Genomic DNA, 15,661 nt, shown 5'->3' with positions numbered 1-15,661 from the left:
ACTTGAGAAACTATATCGAGCTTCTCCTCAAATGTGTGTTTTGCCATAAATGATAAACCCCAAAAGTTTTTGTCCAACTTTTGGGGTTCACTTCAAATGATACCGCTTTTTTTTAATCGTAGGGGAGGCTTAATTCACACCACCTTTACGCGTTGCTTTCACCGGTTGTGGCCAGCTTCCAGGCTCCCCGGTTCTTACATTTATTGGCAATACACTTTTTGCTTTGGAAGTCGTTTCCGGATCTTCACTTGCCATATAAGCAAGGATAGCTGTCAGGATCGCATTGCTTCTGACATCATCAAAAACCACCTTATCATAAGTATCTCTGTTCGTATGCCAGGTATACGTTCCATAAGACCAGCTGTTAGAGCTTAAAGAAAATGCGGGAGCACCAGCCGCCACGAAGGAAGCGAAATCAGAACCGCCGCTGCCCGGTGTTCCGGGGAAGGTGGTTGCAATTTGTTTTTTAATGTCTTCCGGAACCATAGATAACCAACGTCCGAGATACGCATAAGCATTTAAGAATCCTTGTCCGCCGAGGTTAACTACCCGGCCTGTTCCATTGTCCTGGTTAAATACAACCTGTATGTTTTTAACAATCTCCGGATGATCTTCTACAAAAGCCCTTGATCCGTTTAAACCTTGTTCTTCGCTGCCCCAGTGACCTACAAGAATGGTTCTTTTAGGATTAGGATAGATCTTTTTCAAAATACGGATTGCTTCCATCATGGTGATTGTTCCCGTACCATTATCAGTAGCGCCAGTTCCGCCATCCCAGGAATCAAAGTGGGCAGAAAGGATCACATACTCGTTTGGTTTCTCAGCACCTTTGATCTCGGCAATGGTATTAAAAGCAGGCACCATTCCAAGTTCTTTAGAGCCCACATTGACACTGATCTTTGGCTTATGCCCTGATTCTGTCAGCCTGTACAGCAACCCATAATCTTCCAATGAAATGTCTATAGAAGGAATTTTTGTGGTATTGGCGCCAAAAATCTTATTCACGCCGAATCCTGAAGACCAGTTGCTTGTGACTACACCTAAAGCTCCGGCGCTTTCAAAGGCCAGGGCCAATGCCTTTAAGTTCAATCCTGTTTTACTGATTCTGGAACGCCATGCATCCGTCTGTTTTGTCCTGTTGCTCTTCATCTTCTCAAAAGATTCAGGAGTAGCGAATTCCTGCCAGTTATAATCCGGTCGGCCTGTCGGCTGGTTCATGGAAAACATCACAAACTTCCCTTTCACACTTGGCAGCCAGCTTTTAAAAGAAACGGAATCGGGGAGGTCAGGATAAATCACCAGCTCTCCAACCACTGCTTTTCCTTTTGTTGACGGGCTCCATGCCAATTGTGTTCCTTCCAGAGATTTTATCCTTGGATACACCATGTCAATATGAGAAATCCCTCTTTCCCATCCGCGCCATTCGCCCCATTGTTCGTTCTTTGCGGTAATTCCCCAGGTCGCATATTTGGCCACTGCCCAGTCGTTGGCTTGTTTCATTAGGGGAGAGCCAACCAATCGCGGGCCTACGACATCAAGCAGCTCATGGGCAAGGTTTTCCAGTTGTGAATTTTCTGTTGCTTCTTTGACGATCTTGTCAACTGTCTCTTTTTTTGATTGGGCATAACTGATATTTCCGGTAATCAGCATGGCCATAAAAAAGACCCTTGTGCTTCGTTTTAACAAAGCAAAGGAAGTGGTGGTTTGTTTGGTATTCATTAAATAATGCGTTTAGATAATTGGAAAATAGTTATCGAAAGATAGGGATAAATGCTTCTACTCCGTCAAAAAGGAACAAAGTTGATACAATGGGGCGATTCTAAAACTACAAAAGGTTATCTTCGCCAAAAAAAGATAAATGCTGGAAATTGTATATCAGGACGACCATCTCATTGCCATCAATAAACCTCACGGATTATTGGTTCACCGATCTTCTATTGCCAATGATGCAAAAGAGTTTGCATTACAGCTGCTTAGGGATCAGGTAAACAGACATGTGAGTCCGGTACACCGTCTGGATAGGAAAACCGGAGGTCTGCTGCTCTTTGCTTTTGAGAAAGACGTGGAGATCGCCATGCACCAGCAATTTCAGAATGGAGAAGTGCAAAAGAAATATCTGGCTGTACTCAGGGGCTATGCACCTGATAGCGGAGAGATTGACTATCCGCTGGCTAAGGAAAACGGAACCATGCAGGAAGCCTTTACAGCCTTTGTTACCCTGCAACGTGCAGAGCTGGACGTTGCTTTTGGTAAACATCCTACTTCCCGGTATTCTCTGGTAGAGGCAACACCAACCACCGGAAGAATGCACCAGTTGCGCCGGCATTTTGCACATATCTTTTATCCCATTATTGGCGACCGCAAACATGGATGCAACAAACAGAATAAGTTTTTCAAAGAAGAATGGGAGATGACGACCATGTTGCTGCATGCTTCAGAGCTGATCTTCAATCATCCGGTAACGAAAGAACAGATCCATCTTAAAGCAGGCGTTCAGGACGAATTTCAAAGGACAATGACCCTGATGGGCTGGCCTCTTTAACCAAGACTATTTACCATTAAAATATAAAAAATTGTACTCTAAGGAACAGGCTTCGCAATTAAAACAGGCATTTTGGACAGCCTTCGGGCAATATATTGCGCCACATCTTTCTGCTGAAGGATTAAGAACCAATTGGGTGAACTATAAAACCGGGATCAAAAATCTACACTTTAAGATGCAGGCCGATAAGAAATCTGCATCCATCGCGATAGAAATGTCTCATCCGGACCCGGGAATTCAGGAGCTGATGTTTGAGCAGTTCCTGGAATTTAAAAACCTCCTGAATGCCAGTCTGAATGAAGAATGGGAATGGCAGTTGCATGAGCAGGATGAAAACTACAAGACCCTGAGCAGAATTGTGAAGACTTTACCCGGAGTAAGCATTTATAAGCAAGAAGACTGGCCGGAGCTGATCTCCTTCTTTAAGCCGAGAATAATTGCATTGGACGACTTCTGGTCGGACGCGAAAGACAGTTTTGATACCTTTAAATAGAGGCTGAGGCCAGCTTTTTCAGAGCTACCTGTTTCCAGGTATTTTGCACCGGCCCCTATAATTCTGTTTTAATTATTTTATATCTTGTCGTATGACAAGATTTTTTTATCTGCTGACGATCCTTGGAATCCTCGCTACAGGCACCAGGGCGCAGCAACCTGCCAAACGCATTTCTTTAGTGGATAGCCTGAAAGGAATGTTACAACAGCAGATCTCTGATAGCCTCAGGGCAAGAACAAACTTCAGTTTATCCGAACAACTGTTGTATGCGGACAGCTTACAAAGCACCATTTACCTGGAGCAGGGAAGGAAACTCATTAAAAAAAATGAGTACCTGCAGGCCATCTATCATTACTATGCCGCGACCGTGCAATCCCTTAGTGATCTTGATAAAAGTGAGGCCAGTTTTAAAAAAGCACATGTCCTGTTGCTGCCATTTAAAACCAAAGAGGCTTATCTTTTCTTAACGAAGTCCTGGCACAATTACGGCGTAGTACAGCAGCTGAAAGACAATTATAGAGGGATGGCCGATGCCTTATTGAACAAAGCCATTCCCTATGCACGCAAATCCGGCGATACGGCTTTTCTGGGAATCAACTACATGGATCTGGCCCTGGTATTTAAGAATAACAAACAGTTTGATAAAGCACAGGTTTATATTGACTCTACACTTCAGATTCTGGAGAAAGTGAAAGCAAAGAAAAGCTTTAGAATTGTCGCCTACCATACGGCAGCGGAAAACTATGTCTTCCTGAAAAAATACCCGCAGGCTAAACGCATGCTGGATAGTGCGGCAGTTTTACTCGGCCCAAATCCGGATTATCCTTTATACCTTGATTACTACTTTGCAGAAGGACTGTATTTCGATGATACGAAACAATACAATAAGGCCATTGCAAGTCTGGATAAGGGGATTGCATTGGCTTTGAAGCTCCAGAAAAGATATGAAGAGCAGCGTTTACTGATGCAGAAACTCCATGTATTGCAAAGTCAGAAGAAATACGACAAAGCGCTTATCGTCGCTTCCTACCTGTTGAAGCAGAAAGACATGTTGTTCCTGAGTGAAGACCGGTTACTCGTTTACGCAGATCTCGCAGAGACTTATGCCGGAATGGGAAACATGCCTCAGGCCTATAAGTGGATGAAAAGAGTGAGCCAAATGGGCGATAGCATCAGCGAAAGTAAGATTAAGAAAGATGTCCATGAACTGGAAATCCAATACAAAAAAGCAGAAGATATGAGGGAAATAGGCTCCCTTAAAGCCACGAATGAAAAAGCTGCATTGTCTGTTAAAAACAATAGACTCATTGCCTGGCTGCTGGGTTCCATTGCTATATTTTTACTGGTCATTACGTTTTTTGGACTCTTATATTTCAGGAATAATAAAAAGCTAACCAAACAAAAGGAGATCAATTACCGGCAGCAGCTCAAAGAGCTGGAGCAGGAGCAACAGTTAACCATCAGTAATGCCATGCTGGAAGGTGAGGAACGCGAGCGTCAAAGGGTAGGGCGCGATCTTCATGACGGTCTTGGAGGAACACTGGCGGGGATAAAGATCAACCTCTCGGATGTAGTCGCCAATACTTCTTCCACAGGAAAAGACACCGAGTTAGGAAAGATCATTGCCCAGCTGGACAATTCTGTAAACGACCTGAGGAGTATCGCCAGAAACCTGATGCCCGAAACGTTATTGAAATTCGGATTGGAAACAGCGTTGAAAGACTTGTGCGAAACGTTTAACAATAGCGGACTTAAAATTACACTTCAACTGTTCGATATTCAGGAAAGTATGGAGGTCTCTGTGAAGATCAATATTTACCGGATCATTCAGGAAATCCTGAGCAATACCGTCCGTCATTCCGGTGCATCCCAGCTGCTGTTACAGTGCAGTCAGAATGAAAGCGTTTTTCTGATCACGGCAGAAGACAATGGAAGAGGTTTTGATGCCGGTGCCGCTGAGAATGCCAAGGGCATAGGACTGAGCAACATCAGAAACCGCGTTGCGCTGCTCCATGGAACGATGGACCTGAATGCTGCAATTAATGAAGGTACTTCTATAAATATTGAACTTAAAGTTTAGGAATAACAGGCGAAAAACACGCGCCATTGAACCGATATTGGGAATTGTAGTATATTTGGCAAAAACCGGAGCAGAGATTCCTAAAATAATCAGGTGTGAAGAATAACCATCCCCAGCTTAGAACTGTCAACGTCATCAGATATGTCACCCCTTTACGTGAAGGAGGCTCAATGCCTGCTATTGCAGAAGCTGACGACGAATTTTTATATGTACTTAAGTTTCGTGGCGCAGGCCAGGGACTTCGCGCACTTATTGCCGAGTTAATTGGTGGTGAAGTTGCCCGTTTACTTGGATTGAGGATCCCGGAGCTGGTATTTGCAAATCTGGAAAAAGACTTTGGAAGGATAGAGCCTGATGAAGAAATTCAGGACTTGCTGAGGTCCAGTGTGGGTCTGAACCTGGCTTTACATTACCTTTCCGGAGCGATTACTTTTGATCCGCTGGTGAACAGTGTGGATGAAAGAACGGCTTCTCAAATTGTATGGCTGGACGCGTTTTTAACCAATATGGACCGTACTGCGCGAAATACAAATATGTTGGTCTGGCATAAGGAATTGTGGCTGATCGACCATGGTGCTGCCTTATATTTCCACCATTCGATGGACAATTGGGAGGAACAGGCAGTAAGACCTTTTTCTTTGATTAAGGACCATGTATTGTTGAGCAAGGCGACAGAACTGGAACAGGTAGATGCGGAGTTCAGGGCAATTCTTACCAATGAACGCATCCGTGCTATTGTTTCTCTGATTCCCGATGACTGGCTTTCAGGGGACAACATGTTTGAGCACATTGAGGCACACCGTGAGGTATACTCCAGGTTTTTAGAGTTACGAATCGCAAAGTCAGAAATATTTGTAAAAGAAGCGCAGCATGCAAGAGAAACACTTATTTGAGTACGCTGTAATCCGCGTCGTACCAAGGGTAGAACGGGAAGAATTTCTGAATGTAGGAATCATACTTTACTGTGCTAAACAGAAATTTTTGAAGGCCTTGTTTGAAACCAATGAAACGAAGCTGAATGCCTTTTGCGGTAAACTCGATTGTCAGGAGCTTCAGGATCACCTGCGTTCTTTTGAACTGATCAGTAAAGGTGGGAAAGCAGGAGGAACAATCGGAGCGCTGGATATGGCCTCCAGATTCCGCTGGCTAACCGCAACGCGCAGTACTGTAGTTCAGACCTCTAAAACGCATCCGGGCTTTTGTATTGATGCGCAGGAGACACTGGAAAAGTTGTACGCACAGCTAGTGCTTTAGGTTTCATAAACCGGAGATTTTACCCAAAAATACACCTCAGGATGATTGATCGAAGCGCTAACCCTTTCATTATGGAATGGTATTTTCTGATTTGAACAGGATAAACAGATTTTAGCGTTAAAGAATATATGAACGGTTTAAATCAAATGCGGGAACTGATCTCTTCCTTTACCCGGTTGAGGGAAGAGGAATGGCAAAAGTTTTCTAAGCTGTTGCTGCAAAAGTCTTTTCCTAAAGGAAGCTACCTGTGTAAGGAAGGACAAGTAGAAAACTATATTTTCTTCCTGGTCAGGGGTGCAACACGCAATTACTTCTTAAAAGATGGAAAAGAATTTACTGTTGACTTTCAATTTGAAGGGGAGATGGTGACTGCCTATTATTCCTTTATCACCCGTCAGCCATCGATGATTGCCATTCAGGCCATAGAAGATATAGAAGCGATCTTAATCCCTTACCAATTGCTTCAGGATTTCTATCAGCAGTCTCATTCCGGAGAACGGATTGGAAGATTGATTGCGGAGTTTCATTATAAAAAGAGATTGGAAAGAGAAATGGACCTGCTCTCCACAACTGCCGAAGACCGGTACCGCCAACTGATGAACCGCAACCCTGAACTGATCAGAAATACCTCTGTAAAACACCTTTCTACCTATCTGGGTATTCAGCCCGAGAGTTTGAGCAGGATTAGGAAATTGTATTCCGGAAACTAACATAGGTCATTTTTTCTCGTTTAAACTTATCCGAATTTTGAGGTAAATCAAACATTATGAAAGTATTACTCGTGTTATTTGTCAGTTTTTTACTAAGCCTGTTGGGCTATAAATCGTTCACCGGTTCCTGGAACCTCCTGATCTCCGGAAACATCGCATTGTGTATCATGATGTGTTTTGCTGCCAGTGGTCATTTTGCTTTTACCAAAGGAATGGAAATGATGATTCCGAAATTCGTCCCTTTTAAAAAAGCGATCGTCATTGGAACAGGAGTGATGGAGGTGATTGCTGGACTCGGATTGTTGTTTGATCAGACCAGATCTGCTGCTGCCATATTCCTCATTGCCTTTTTTGTATTGATACTGCCAGCCAACATCTATGCGACCATCCACCATATTGACCTTCAGAAAGGCGATTTCAATGGTCCTGGAACGAGGTATCTCTGGTTTAGAATTCCAATGCAACTATTATTGATCAGCTGGGCATGGTATTTTGGGATCCGGCTGATGGCTTAGCCAGGTTTATGGATTAGCTATGAATGCCCATCGCATATAAAATGATGTTTACACCAAACTTGGTATTGTCTTCTGCGAGGAAACGTTTGTTTCTGAAATCATAATCCCATTCGCAACCGTAATCCTTATTGCTGTACAATACGCCAATCCGGCCCTGAACGGTAATGGCCTTCAGGTAGTCGTGAACCAGGTCGTCGCCCCAGCCATTGAGCTCAAACGAAGTGGTGGGAGGGCCCTTTTCAAATTTGAAAAAGGAGTTGTAAATCTTATGGTCATTGGGAATCTTTTTGAGTGCCTGTGCACCAAATAAATTGCTCATTTGTGTTTCAAAAGACCGGGCAAATAAACCATCAATATCGTGGTTGCAATCGTCCACAAATACAAATCCGCCATTATTGACATACTTTTTAAAATTAGCGGCTTCCTGCTGACTAAACTGTACCAGCTTATGGCCGCTTAAATAACAGAAAGGATATTTAAACAAATCATTGCTGCTCAATTCCACAATCTTTTCTTCCTGATCCAATGGAATGGTCGTATATTCTAACAGGGAGTTCAGCAAATTGGAGGGCATCCGCTGATCGGTATCCCAATCTCCGGACCTGTATTTTATTCTGGCAAAAGTAAACCTCGATTTTTGCATCGTTCTAAAATAGCGTCAATTTTGATTACAATCTAGTTTTTTAAGATAGATATCTGTAATTTTTTTGATATTCTGTTTAACAGGCGATGAAATATAAGCACAGATGCCCTATATTGAATTACATATAGCTTACCTTTTAAAAAATTATTGTTTTGGAAATTTCAGAAAGCAACCTTAAAATACTAATACATAAGATTTCGCAATTAAAGGAAGAGATTCAGAAGGTTATCGTTGGACAGGACATCATCATTGAAGAAATGTTGATCGCATTACTTGCCGGTGGGCATTGCCTTCTGGAAGGGGTTCCCGGACTGGCAAAAACGCTGATGGTAAGGACAATGTCGCAGGCCCTGGACCTTTCCTTCAGGAGAATTCAGTTTACGCCGGATCTCATGCCTACAGATATTATCGGCACCGAAATCCTTGAAGAAGACCATCTGACCGGAAAGCGTTTTTTTAAATTCAACAAAGGGCCGATCTTTGCCAATATCATTTTAGCAGATGAGATCAACAGGACACCTCCTAAAACCCAGTCGGCATTACTCGAAGCGATGCAGGAATTTGAAGTTACTTACGGCGGACAAACCTATCCTTTAGACCGTCCGTTTTTTATTCTCGCCACACAAAATCCGATTGAACAGGCAGGCACCTACCCACTTCCGGAAGCACAACTGGATCGTTTTTTATTGTATATTAAAATAGGTTATCCAACGGCAGCGGAGGAAACCAGGATTCTGAGCAGTACCACCGGAATGATGAAAAACAAGGTTGAAGCGGTGATCGGAGCAGAAGAGATCAAACAACTCCAGGCGCTCACGAGGGAAGTCAGCATCAGTGATGACCTGATTACCTATGTTGCCGACCTGATCCGGGCAACAAGACCGGAGAGTTCCTCTGTAGCCTATGTAAAAGAATGGGTAAGGTGGGGAGCCGGACCAAGAGCAGGGCAGGCCCTGATCCTAACCGCAAAAGCCAGGGCATTGATCCATGGCCGCTATGCAGTGGTAATGGAAGACCTGCAAACGATGGCTTATCCGGTATTGAGGCATCGGGTGCTCATGAACTTTAAAGCAGATGCAGAAAATGTAACTGCCGATATGGTAGCAGCTGAATTAATCAAAACCATTTCCAGGACTAAAGTTACTATTTAATGAGCAGGCTGCTGGACCCCAAAGTAATGATGGCCATTAAATCGCTTTCATTGTCGGCAAAAACGACAATTGACGGCTTTATGAACGGCATCAACAAAAGTACGCTAAAGGGCCCCGGACTGGAATTTAGTCAATATAGAAGTTACCAGCCCGGAGATGACCTGCGTTCACTGGACTGGAAGATGTTTGCCCGTTCAGACCGTTATTACATCAGGGAATCAGAAATAGAAACCAATATCTCTGTCCGCCTCTTGATTGATGCGAGTGCCTCGATGAACCATCAGGACGGAGATTTTACGAAAATGGATTATGCCCGTTACCTCGCAGCTTCATTGGCCTACCTCGGGAATTTGCAGGGCGATGCGATCGGTTTGTATGTATTCCAGTCTGCCGGGATATTCTCGATGTTGGCGAAACAGGATTTTCAGCACCTGGCGAGACTATTCTATCAGCTGGAACAGATTAAACCAGAAGGGGTTTTCACCCGGCCGATCCATTATAAAGAACTCTATGCGGGTGTACAAAAGCGGGAGCTGCTGATCTTTATCACAGACCTGTATGAAACTAACAATGAGATTTTCACCCTGCTGGATACCCTGAACACACTCCGGCATGAAGTGGTCGTTTTTCATTTGATGTCCGGGAATGAGATCGACCTTGATTTTAAAGGGTATACTTCTTTTGAAGACCTGGAAAGCAAAAGAACCATTCAGATCGATCAGGAGAAAACAAGAAAAACATATCAGCAAAAGCTGGAACAATACCTGGAAAGTACCCGGATGAAACTGCTCGACAGAAGGATTTCCTACCGGATGATCAGAACTGACGAGCCTCTTGATCAGGCTTTGAGGGATTTTTTAAACCAAAGAAACAAATTAAAGGTCTAGCTGTGTCATTACTTTATCCCATCGGTTTATTTGCGCTTGCAGGATTGATCATCCCCCTGATCATTCACCTATGGAATGTGAAGCAGGGGAAAACACTTAAAATCGGCAGCATTAGTCTATTGGGAGAAGCCGCACCATTAAGCTCCAGGAGTTACCGCATCGCAGACTGGCTGTTGCTGCTGTTGAGGTTGCTGCTGATCATCTTACTTGCTTTTCTGCTGGCGGAACCCTATATGAGGAAAGAAGCAGGAAAAGGGGGGCAGAAAGGTTGGCTGCTGATGGAGAAGCATCGCTTTTCTTCGACCTACCGGAAACAGAAAAAAAGCATAGACTCCCTTCTTAAAACGGGTTACGAATTGCGGAATTTTGATATCGGTTTCTTGAAAATAAACCTGAATGACACCTTAACAAAGGATAGCTTAAGTGATCATAAAACAGCGAGTTATCTCTCTTTACTAACGCAGTTAAATGAGCGCTTGCCAACTGGATTTCCGGTAACATTGTACGCAGATCAGCAATTGAATAAACTAACAGGAGCATTGCCTGCGGTTGATTTCAACCTGCAATGGAAAGAGACCGGAAAAACAGATACGGTTCGCAATTGGACGACTGTTTCCGCAGGAAAAACTTATGAAGCGACATCCAGCCCATCCCTGACCAGTTACCGCAGCCTTGATACTGCAAAAGAACCAGCATCGGTTTCTGTTTTGCTCTTTAATGGGGGAAATACAGAAGACGGAAATTATGTAATGGCCGCACTGGATGCTATCGCTGATTTTACAAAACGAAAAATAGAGGTAAAGCAATGGAATAATCAATATAACAGTGATTTAAAATACGACATAGGCTTCTGGCTTTCCGATCAACCCCTTGCAAACAACTTCCTTAAAAATATAAATCAGGCCGGGCGGCTATTCAGTTATGAAACCGGGAAAACAGTTGCCGTTCATTCCCTGATTGATCTTCAGCCCGGAAAAGCAGGCAATGAAGCAATCGTTGCATTGAACAAGAGAATTGTTGCCCCTGCTGAACAGGGCGAAAGCATTTGGAAGGATGGTTTCGGCAGGCCGGTACTTTCATTAGAAAAAGAAAAGTCTCCTGATCATTATCATTTTTACAGCAGGCTGAATCCGCAATGGACCACACTCGTTTGGAGCGGGCAGTTTGTAAAGGCATTAATGCCCATTATTTTGGGAAATGAAAATGCCGGCCAGGGTTCCGGCTTTGGTTTTGAAACACATTCAGAGGATCAAAGAAGGACTGCCGGTTTATTCTCCTCAAAGCATGCTTCAGCAGTTCAATCTGCGGGGATGGATAAAGAAGGCGTGCAGGAGCCTTTGAACCGGTTCTTCTGGATGCTGGCACTGGCTATTTTCCTTCTGGAACGAGTCCTGTCTTTTAGCAACAAAAACAAGAGGAATCATGGTTGAGCAGGAAGCAGGAAAAAGGATTTATAGCTGGAAAAGGCAATGGAGGATATTCAGGTTGTTACAACTGATTGCCCTTAGCCTTGGTTTTTCCCTGTTTGCTGGTGCAATGCTGATTTATCTGTTTCCTTTAGCGGATTGGAAAACAGTTGTCGTTATCTTCCTGATGGTGTTTGTGATCTTTAACCTGATTTATCCTTTTTGGAAGATAGATGCGCCTGGCATCTCCAGGTATCTGGACAGAAAATTCCCGGAACTCGAAGAGAGTACAGGGATTTTGTTGAGGCCAGTCAATGAACTGTCGTTGCTGGAACGTTTACAACAACAGAAGGTCGAAGTGCTCCTTAACCAGATACAAACACCTGCAGCGCCGCTAAAGAAATTAGGACTCTCGATATTGTTCATGATCATTGGGTTTGGATTAAGCTTTTTCATTTCTTATCTAAAGCCTTTAGGCTACGCTATAGAAGCTCATTCCTCTAAATATAGGACTAACATCGTAAAAGAACGGATACCCCCTCAAATCGCTTCTTTTTCCCTAAATATCAACCCTCCGTCTTATACCGGTTTGCCGGAACGGAAACAGGAGCAGTTTTCAGTTAAAGCAGCAACAGGCTCCCTGCTCAAATGGGAGATCCGCACAAATGAGCCGGTCAAAACGTTAAAGCTTATTTTTAACGACCGGGAGATGGCCAGTCTGCATTCCAAAGATGGAAAGGGGCTGGAATGGAGCTTTTTAAAAACGATTCATCAGCCTGGATTTTATCAGGTCGAGCTGGATGGAAAGAAATCAGATCTTTATCAGCTGGAGCTGATCCCGGACCTGCCGGTTTCGATCAGAATTACCCAACCTAAACCGCATACCACGATAGACTTTGGACAGCCCCAACGCCTCAGCCTGATGCTTCATTTAAATGATGATTATGGCATTAAAGACGCCTCCATTTCTGCGACTATGGCGAGCGGAAAAGGGGAAGGAGTTAGTTTTACGGAAAAAAAACTCCTTTTTGACAAGGGTTTTAACAATAGCAAATCAATGTCCTTAAGCAAAACGATAGACTTGAAATCCCTGGGCATGAAACCAGGTGATGAGCTCTATTTTTTCGTAAAAGCACTAGATAACCATGGGCAGGCGAGCAGGTCGGATGTATACTTCGTTTCTATTGTGGATACGGCTGAGCTCATGAGTATGGCGGGGATGACCAACGGCATTAACCTGGTGCCGGAGTATTTCAGAAGTCAGCGGCAGATCATTATGGATACCGAGAAACTCCTGGATGAACAGCCTAAGATTACGGAAGAAAGCTTTAAAAACAGAAGCAACGCACTGGGGATAGACCAGCGGCTGTTGCGTTTGCGTTACGGCAAATTCCTCGGAGAAGAGACGGAAACGGAAATTGGAGCAGATCATGACCATGACCACGAAGAGGGGCATGAGGAAGGACATGCACATGAAGGAGAAGCGCATCATGAAGAGAAGGAAACAAAACAGACGGAAAAATTTGGAGATGTAAAGGCCATTATGGACAGCTACTCCCATAAACATGACATCGCCGAAGATGCTACCTTTTTTGAACCTGAATTAAAAGCACAGCTAAAAGCCGTACTTACCGAAATGTGGAGCTCTGAATTACAACTGAGAACTTATAAAACAAGGAATGCTTTACCTTTTGAGTATAAGGCGCTGCGCTTACTGAAAGACCTGCAGCAAAAATCCAGGGCTTATGTGGCCAAGACTACCGTTAAAGTAGCACAGTTAAAAGAAGAAAAACGCTTTTCCGGGGAACTGGATAAGATCGGCCAGCCTTCACAGAAAAATACTTTTGAGCCATTGGATAAAAAGACAGCACTGTTAAAACGCGCACTTAGTGCATTGGAAAGCAGGAAAATGGCGACAGTATTTAAGACTGAAGAACTCAGCTTACTAAGGGAAACGGAAAAATATATGGTTGTTGCAGCTTCAGATAACCCGGCTGTTTTTCTACCCGCGTTTAAGGGATGGAGAAAACTGATGACGGGTAGCAATAGCTCAGAAAAAGAAATCGAGAAGGTTCAGGCCGCGATTGGAAAAATGATCGGACAAGAACAGGCTGTTCCACAATTACCTTCAGCCCCTCCGGCGTCAAACCTCTACCGGAAATACTTTAATGCACTTAAAAAAGGAGAGGGAGCAAATGGACTTTAAATATCTTGTGATAGGCTTATGCCTGATCCTGGGCGGATTTCTGTTGTTTAAGGAATGGCGAAGGGCAAACAAAGCCAGAAGGGCTTTGAGGTTGTTGGCCAGTTCCATCGCGGTTATTTGTTTTGCCTTATTTATATTTCCTGTCACTTATCAGGTAGAAAGGCCGGAACGACCGCATGAGCTTAATTTCCTTAGTACAGGAGCAATAAAAGACACGGTTAAAAACCTGAAGGGCAGGCTGCTGACAACGGACGCAGGGCTTTTTCAATCTTTAAAGATGCCAAAGCTTGGCCTCATTGCCGATCTTCCTTATTTTTTGAAATCTGAACCTGAAATCAATCATCTAAACATTTATGGTTATGGCCTGACCACAGATGAACTTTCGGCGTTGCAAGGTTATCAGCTTAATTTTCACCCTTCAGCCAGACCAAAGGGCTTGATTTCTGCAAGCTGGAACCCGAGGCTGAAAAGTTCAGAAACCTTGTCTGTGCAGGGGATTTACAATCAGGAGGGAGATCTTCCGGTTAAAATCCTGTTGCAGGGTTTAGGTGAAAGTCTGGATTCTCTGACCATTAATGCTAAAGGAGAAAATACGTTTTCTTTAAAAGGAAGACCCAAACAAACCGGTCGGGCGGTGTATCATTTGATCGCATTGCAGGGTAAAGATACCCTGGCAAAGGAACCTGTGCCGGTAGCCGTACAACCGGCCTTACCGCTGAAAATACTCTTGCTTGCTGCTCATCCCGATTTTGAATATAAGTTTCTTAAAAACTGGCTTTTTGAAAAGCAATACCCGGTAATCTTCAGGAGCAGAATCAGTAAGGATAAATACAGTACCGATTTCCTCAATACGGAAAATATCAATGTCAACAGGATCAATTCCACTTTGTTAAATAAGATAGACCTCCTGGTAATAGACGAGGGAGAATTGGAAGCACTTAGTGCTGCAGAGCTGGCCTCTATCCGTACTGCAGTAGATTCCGGACTTGGCCTGCTGCTCAGAATAACAGGTGTAAAAGCCACAACGGCCATTAGCAGGGGTTTTGACAGGTATGAATCCCCGGAGCTTAAAAATAAAACATTAACGGTTCAACTCCCGGAGCAGGAACGTCTTTTCGGTCCTTTGCCCTTTGAACAGGCCCTCTTTCTGAGGACAGCCACTACTGACCAGCCAGTGCTGACAGAAAAGACGGGCAAAGTATTGGTTAGCAGTCGCATTCATGGAATGGGAAAAGTGACGGCTACCGTCGTCCCTACGACTTACAATTGGCTCCTGAATGGCCAAAAGGAGGATTATGCAGACTTTTGGTCGGCCCTGCTTAATCGCACCGCAAGAAAAGCAGCCGCAACGGAGCTTTGGAATATCGATCCGGTTATTCCGGTATTCAGACAAAGGATCAATATAACGGTAGATCAGGACGCAGCGGAAAAAGTTCCGCTAATCATTAGCAATGGGCTCCGGTTAAGCCCTTTACAAAATATAGCACTTCCATTCCAGTGGCAGGTCAGCACCTGGGCAACAAAACCAGGTTGGAACGAGCTTAACCTCAATGGTAAAACGGCGTTTTTCTATGTTTATAGGGAACAGGACTGGAAGGAACAGCGAAACATAGCGAAGCTGAAAGCCACGGCGGCATTTGTAAAAGGACAGAAAAGCACCATTAATCCGCTGGAAACAAATATTTTGATGAAAAAGCAAGTCTCAATTTGGTGGTTTTTCTTCCCTTTCCTGCTGGCGGTAACTTTTTTATGGTATGAAACTAAAATGTTATAG

14 protein-coding genes are annotated in these 15,661 nt (G+C 43.9%); 12 read left to right on the top strand and 2 right to left on the bottom strand.

Annotated elements, in window-relative coordinates; all coding sequences use genetic code 11:
• Positions 1-129: 129 nt before the first annotated feature.
• Positions 130-1,719, bottom strand: a complete 1,590-nt coding sequence (locus BLQ87_RS22855) for a M20/M25/M40 family metallo-hydrolase (RefSeq protein WP_083362016.1) — start codon at positions 1,717-1,719, stop codon at positions 130-132.
• Positions 1,720-1,858: 139 nt separating this feature from the next.
• Here BLQ87_RS22855 and BLQ87_RS22850 point away from each other — a divergent pair, with 139 nt between their 5' ends.
• The 7 genes from BLQ87_RS22850 (at position 1,859) to BLQ87_RS22820 (ending at position 7,594) form a co-directional block, all read left to right on the top strand.
• The gene (locus tag BLQ87_RS22850; RefSeq protein ID WP_074611229.1) at positions 1,859-2,542 is read left to right on the top strand and encodes a pseudouridine synthase; all 684 of its coding nucleotides are present in this window, start codon (positions 1,859-1,861) and stop codon (positions 2,540-2,542) included.
• Between the two features lie 31 nt (positions 2,543-2,573).
• Positions 2,574-3,035: a DUF4268 domain-containing protein gene (locus tag BLQ87_RS22845; RefSeq protein WP_074611228.1), complete on the top strand. Its 462-nt coding sequence runs from the start codon at positions 2,574-2,576 to the stop codon at positions 3,033-3,035.
• A gap of 91 nt (positions 3,036-3,126) precedes the next feature.
• Positions 3,127-5,115 (top strand): tetratricopeptide repeat-containing sensor histidine kinase, encoded by a 1,989-nt coding sequence (locus tag BLQ87_RS22840; protein ID WP_083362015.1) that lies wholly within the window; start codon positions 3,127-3,129, stop codon positions 5,113-5,115.
• 95 nt (positions 5,116-5,210) lie between these two features.
• Positions 5,211-6,008: a HipA family kinase gene (locus tag BLQ87_RS22835; protein ID WP_074611227.1), complete on the top strand. Its 798-nt coding sequence runs from the start codon at positions 5,211-5,213 to the stop codon at positions 6,006-6,008.
• The gene (locus BLQ87_RS22830; protein WP_074611226.1) at positions 5,986-6,369 is read left to right on the top strand and encodes a DUF3037 domain-containing protein; all 384 of its coding nucleotides are present in this window, start codon (positions 5,986-5,988) and stop codon (positions 6,367-6,369) included. The genes BLQ87_RS22835 and BLQ87_RS22830 overlap by 23 nt, the downstream gene beginning before the upstream one ends.
• A 128-nt stretch (positions 6,370-6,497) precedes the next feature.
• Positions 6,498-7,079, top strand: a complete 582-nt coding sequence (locus BLQ87_RS22825) for a Crp/Fnr family transcriptional regulator (RefSeq protein ID WP_074611225.1) — start codon at positions 6,498-6,500, stop codon at positions 7,077-7,079.
• A gap of 56 nt (positions 7,080-7,135) precedes the next feature.
• Positions 7,136-7,594: a DoxX family protein gene (locus tag BLQ87_RS22820; RefSeq protein ID WP_074611224.1), complete on the top strand. Its 459-nt coding sequence runs from the start codon at positions 7,136-7,138 to the stop codon at positions 7,592-7,594.
• 13 nt (positions 7,595-7,607) lie between these two features.
• Here BLQ87_RS22820 and BLQ87_RS22815 read toward each other — a convergent pair whose 3' ends face one another.
• Positions 7,608-8,237 carry a DUF4159 domain-containing protein gene (locus BLQ87_RS22815; protein ID WP_074611223.1) on the bottom strand — a complete coding sequence of 210 codons (630 nt, stop codon included), beginning with the start codon at positions 8,235-8,237 and terminating at the stop codon, positions 7,608-7,610.
• A 152-nt stretch (positions 8,238-8,389) separates the two neighbouring features.
• On the opposite strand from BLQ87_RS22815, the gene BLQ87_RS22810 reads away from it, so the two are divergent.
• From BLQ87_RS22810 to BLQ87_RS22790, 5 genes are read left to right on the top strand one after another with little or no spacing between them, the layout of a single operon-like run.
• On the top strand, positions 8,390-9,388 hold the full coding sequence (locus tag BLQ87_RS22810; protein WP_074611222.1) for an AAA family ATPase: 999 nt from the start codon (positions 8,390-8,392) through the stop codon (positions 9,386-9,388).
• The gene (locus BLQ87_RS22805) at positions 9,388-10,275 is read left to right on the top strand and encodes a DUF58 domain-containing protein (protein ID WP_074611221.1); all 888 of its coding nucleotides are present in this window, start codon (positions 9,388-9,390) and stop codon (positions 10,273-10,275) included. The genes BLQ87_RS22810 and BLQ87_RS22805 overlap by 1 nt, the downstream gene beginning before the upstream one ends.
• Before the next feature lie 2 nt (positions 10,276-10,277).
• Positions 10,278-11,705: a BatA domain-containing protein gene (locus tag BLQ87_RS22800; protein WP_074611220.1), complete on the top strand. Its 1,428-nt coding sequence runs from the start codon at positions 10,278-10,280 to the stop codon at positions 11,703-11,705.
• A complete protein-coding gene (locus BLQ87_RS22795) occupies positions 11,698-13,887 on the top strand; it encodes a DUF4175 family protein (RefSeq protein ID WP_074611219.1) in 2,190 nt (729 codons plus the stop codon). Before BLQ87_RS22800 ends, BLQ87_RS22795 begins: the two co-directional genes overlap by 8 nt.
• Positions 13,877-15,661, top strand: a complete 1,785-nt coding sequence (locus tag BLQ87_RS22790; RefSeq protein WP_074611218.1) for a hypothetical protein — start codon at positions 13,877-13,879, stop codon at positions 15,659-15,661. Before BLQ87_RS22795 ends, BLQ87_RS22790 begins: the two co-directional genes overlap by 11 nt.

The sequence above is a fragment of the Pedobacter steynii genome, assembly GCF_900103665.1.
Classification (GTDB): Bacteria; Bacteroidota; Bacteroidia; order Sphingobacteriales; family Sphingobacteriaceae; genus Pedobacter; species Pedobacter steynii.
Note: the sequence above shows the minus strand (reverse complement) of the source record. Positions and strands in the feature narration are given on the sequence as shown.

Excerpts from the sequence above, each read along its gene's own strand:
- BLQ87_RS22850 (WP_074611229.1), top strand. The coding sequence starts at position 1,859 with ATGCTGGAAATTGTATATCAGGACGACCATCTCATTGCCATCAATAAA.
- BLQ87_RS22805 (WP_074611221.1), top strand. The coding sequence starts at position 9,388 with ATGAGCAGGCTGCTGGACCCCAAAGTAATGATGGCCATTAAATCGCTT.
- BLQ87_RS22825 (WP_074611225.1), top strand. The coding sequence starts at position 6,498 with ATGAACGGTTTAAATCAAATGCGGGAACTGATCTCTTCCTTTACCCGG.
- BLQ87_RS22830 (WP_074611226.1), top strand. The coding sequence starts at position 5,986 with ATGCAAGAGAAACACTTATTTGAGTACGCTGTAATCCGCGTCGTACCA.
- BLQ87_RS22815 (WP_074611223.1), bottom strand. The coding sequence starts at position 8,237 with ATGCAAAAATCGAGGTTTACTTTTGCCAGAATAAAATACAGGTCCGGA.
- BLQ87_RS22855 (WP_083362016.1), bottom strand. The coding sequence starts at position 1,719 with ATGAATACCAAACAAACCACCACTTCCTTTGCTTTGTTAAAACGAAGC.
- BLQ87_RS22840 (WP_083362015.1), top strand. The coding sequence starts at position 3,127 with ATGACAAGATTTTTTTATCTGCTGACGATCCTTGGAATCCTCGCTACA.
- BLQ87_RS22790 (WP_074611218.1), top strand. The coding sequence starts at position 13,877 with ATGGACTTTAAATATCTTGTGATAGGCTTATGCCTGATCCTGGGCGGA.
- BLQ87_RS22820 (WP_074611224.1), top strand. The coding sequence starts at position 7,136 with ATGAAAGTATTACTCGTGTTATTTGTCAGTTTTTTACTAAGCCTGTTG.
- BLQ87_RS22795 (WP_074611219.1), top strand. The coding sequence starts at position 11,698 with ATGGTTGAGCAGGAAGCAGGAAAAAGGATTTATAGCTGGAAAAGGCAA.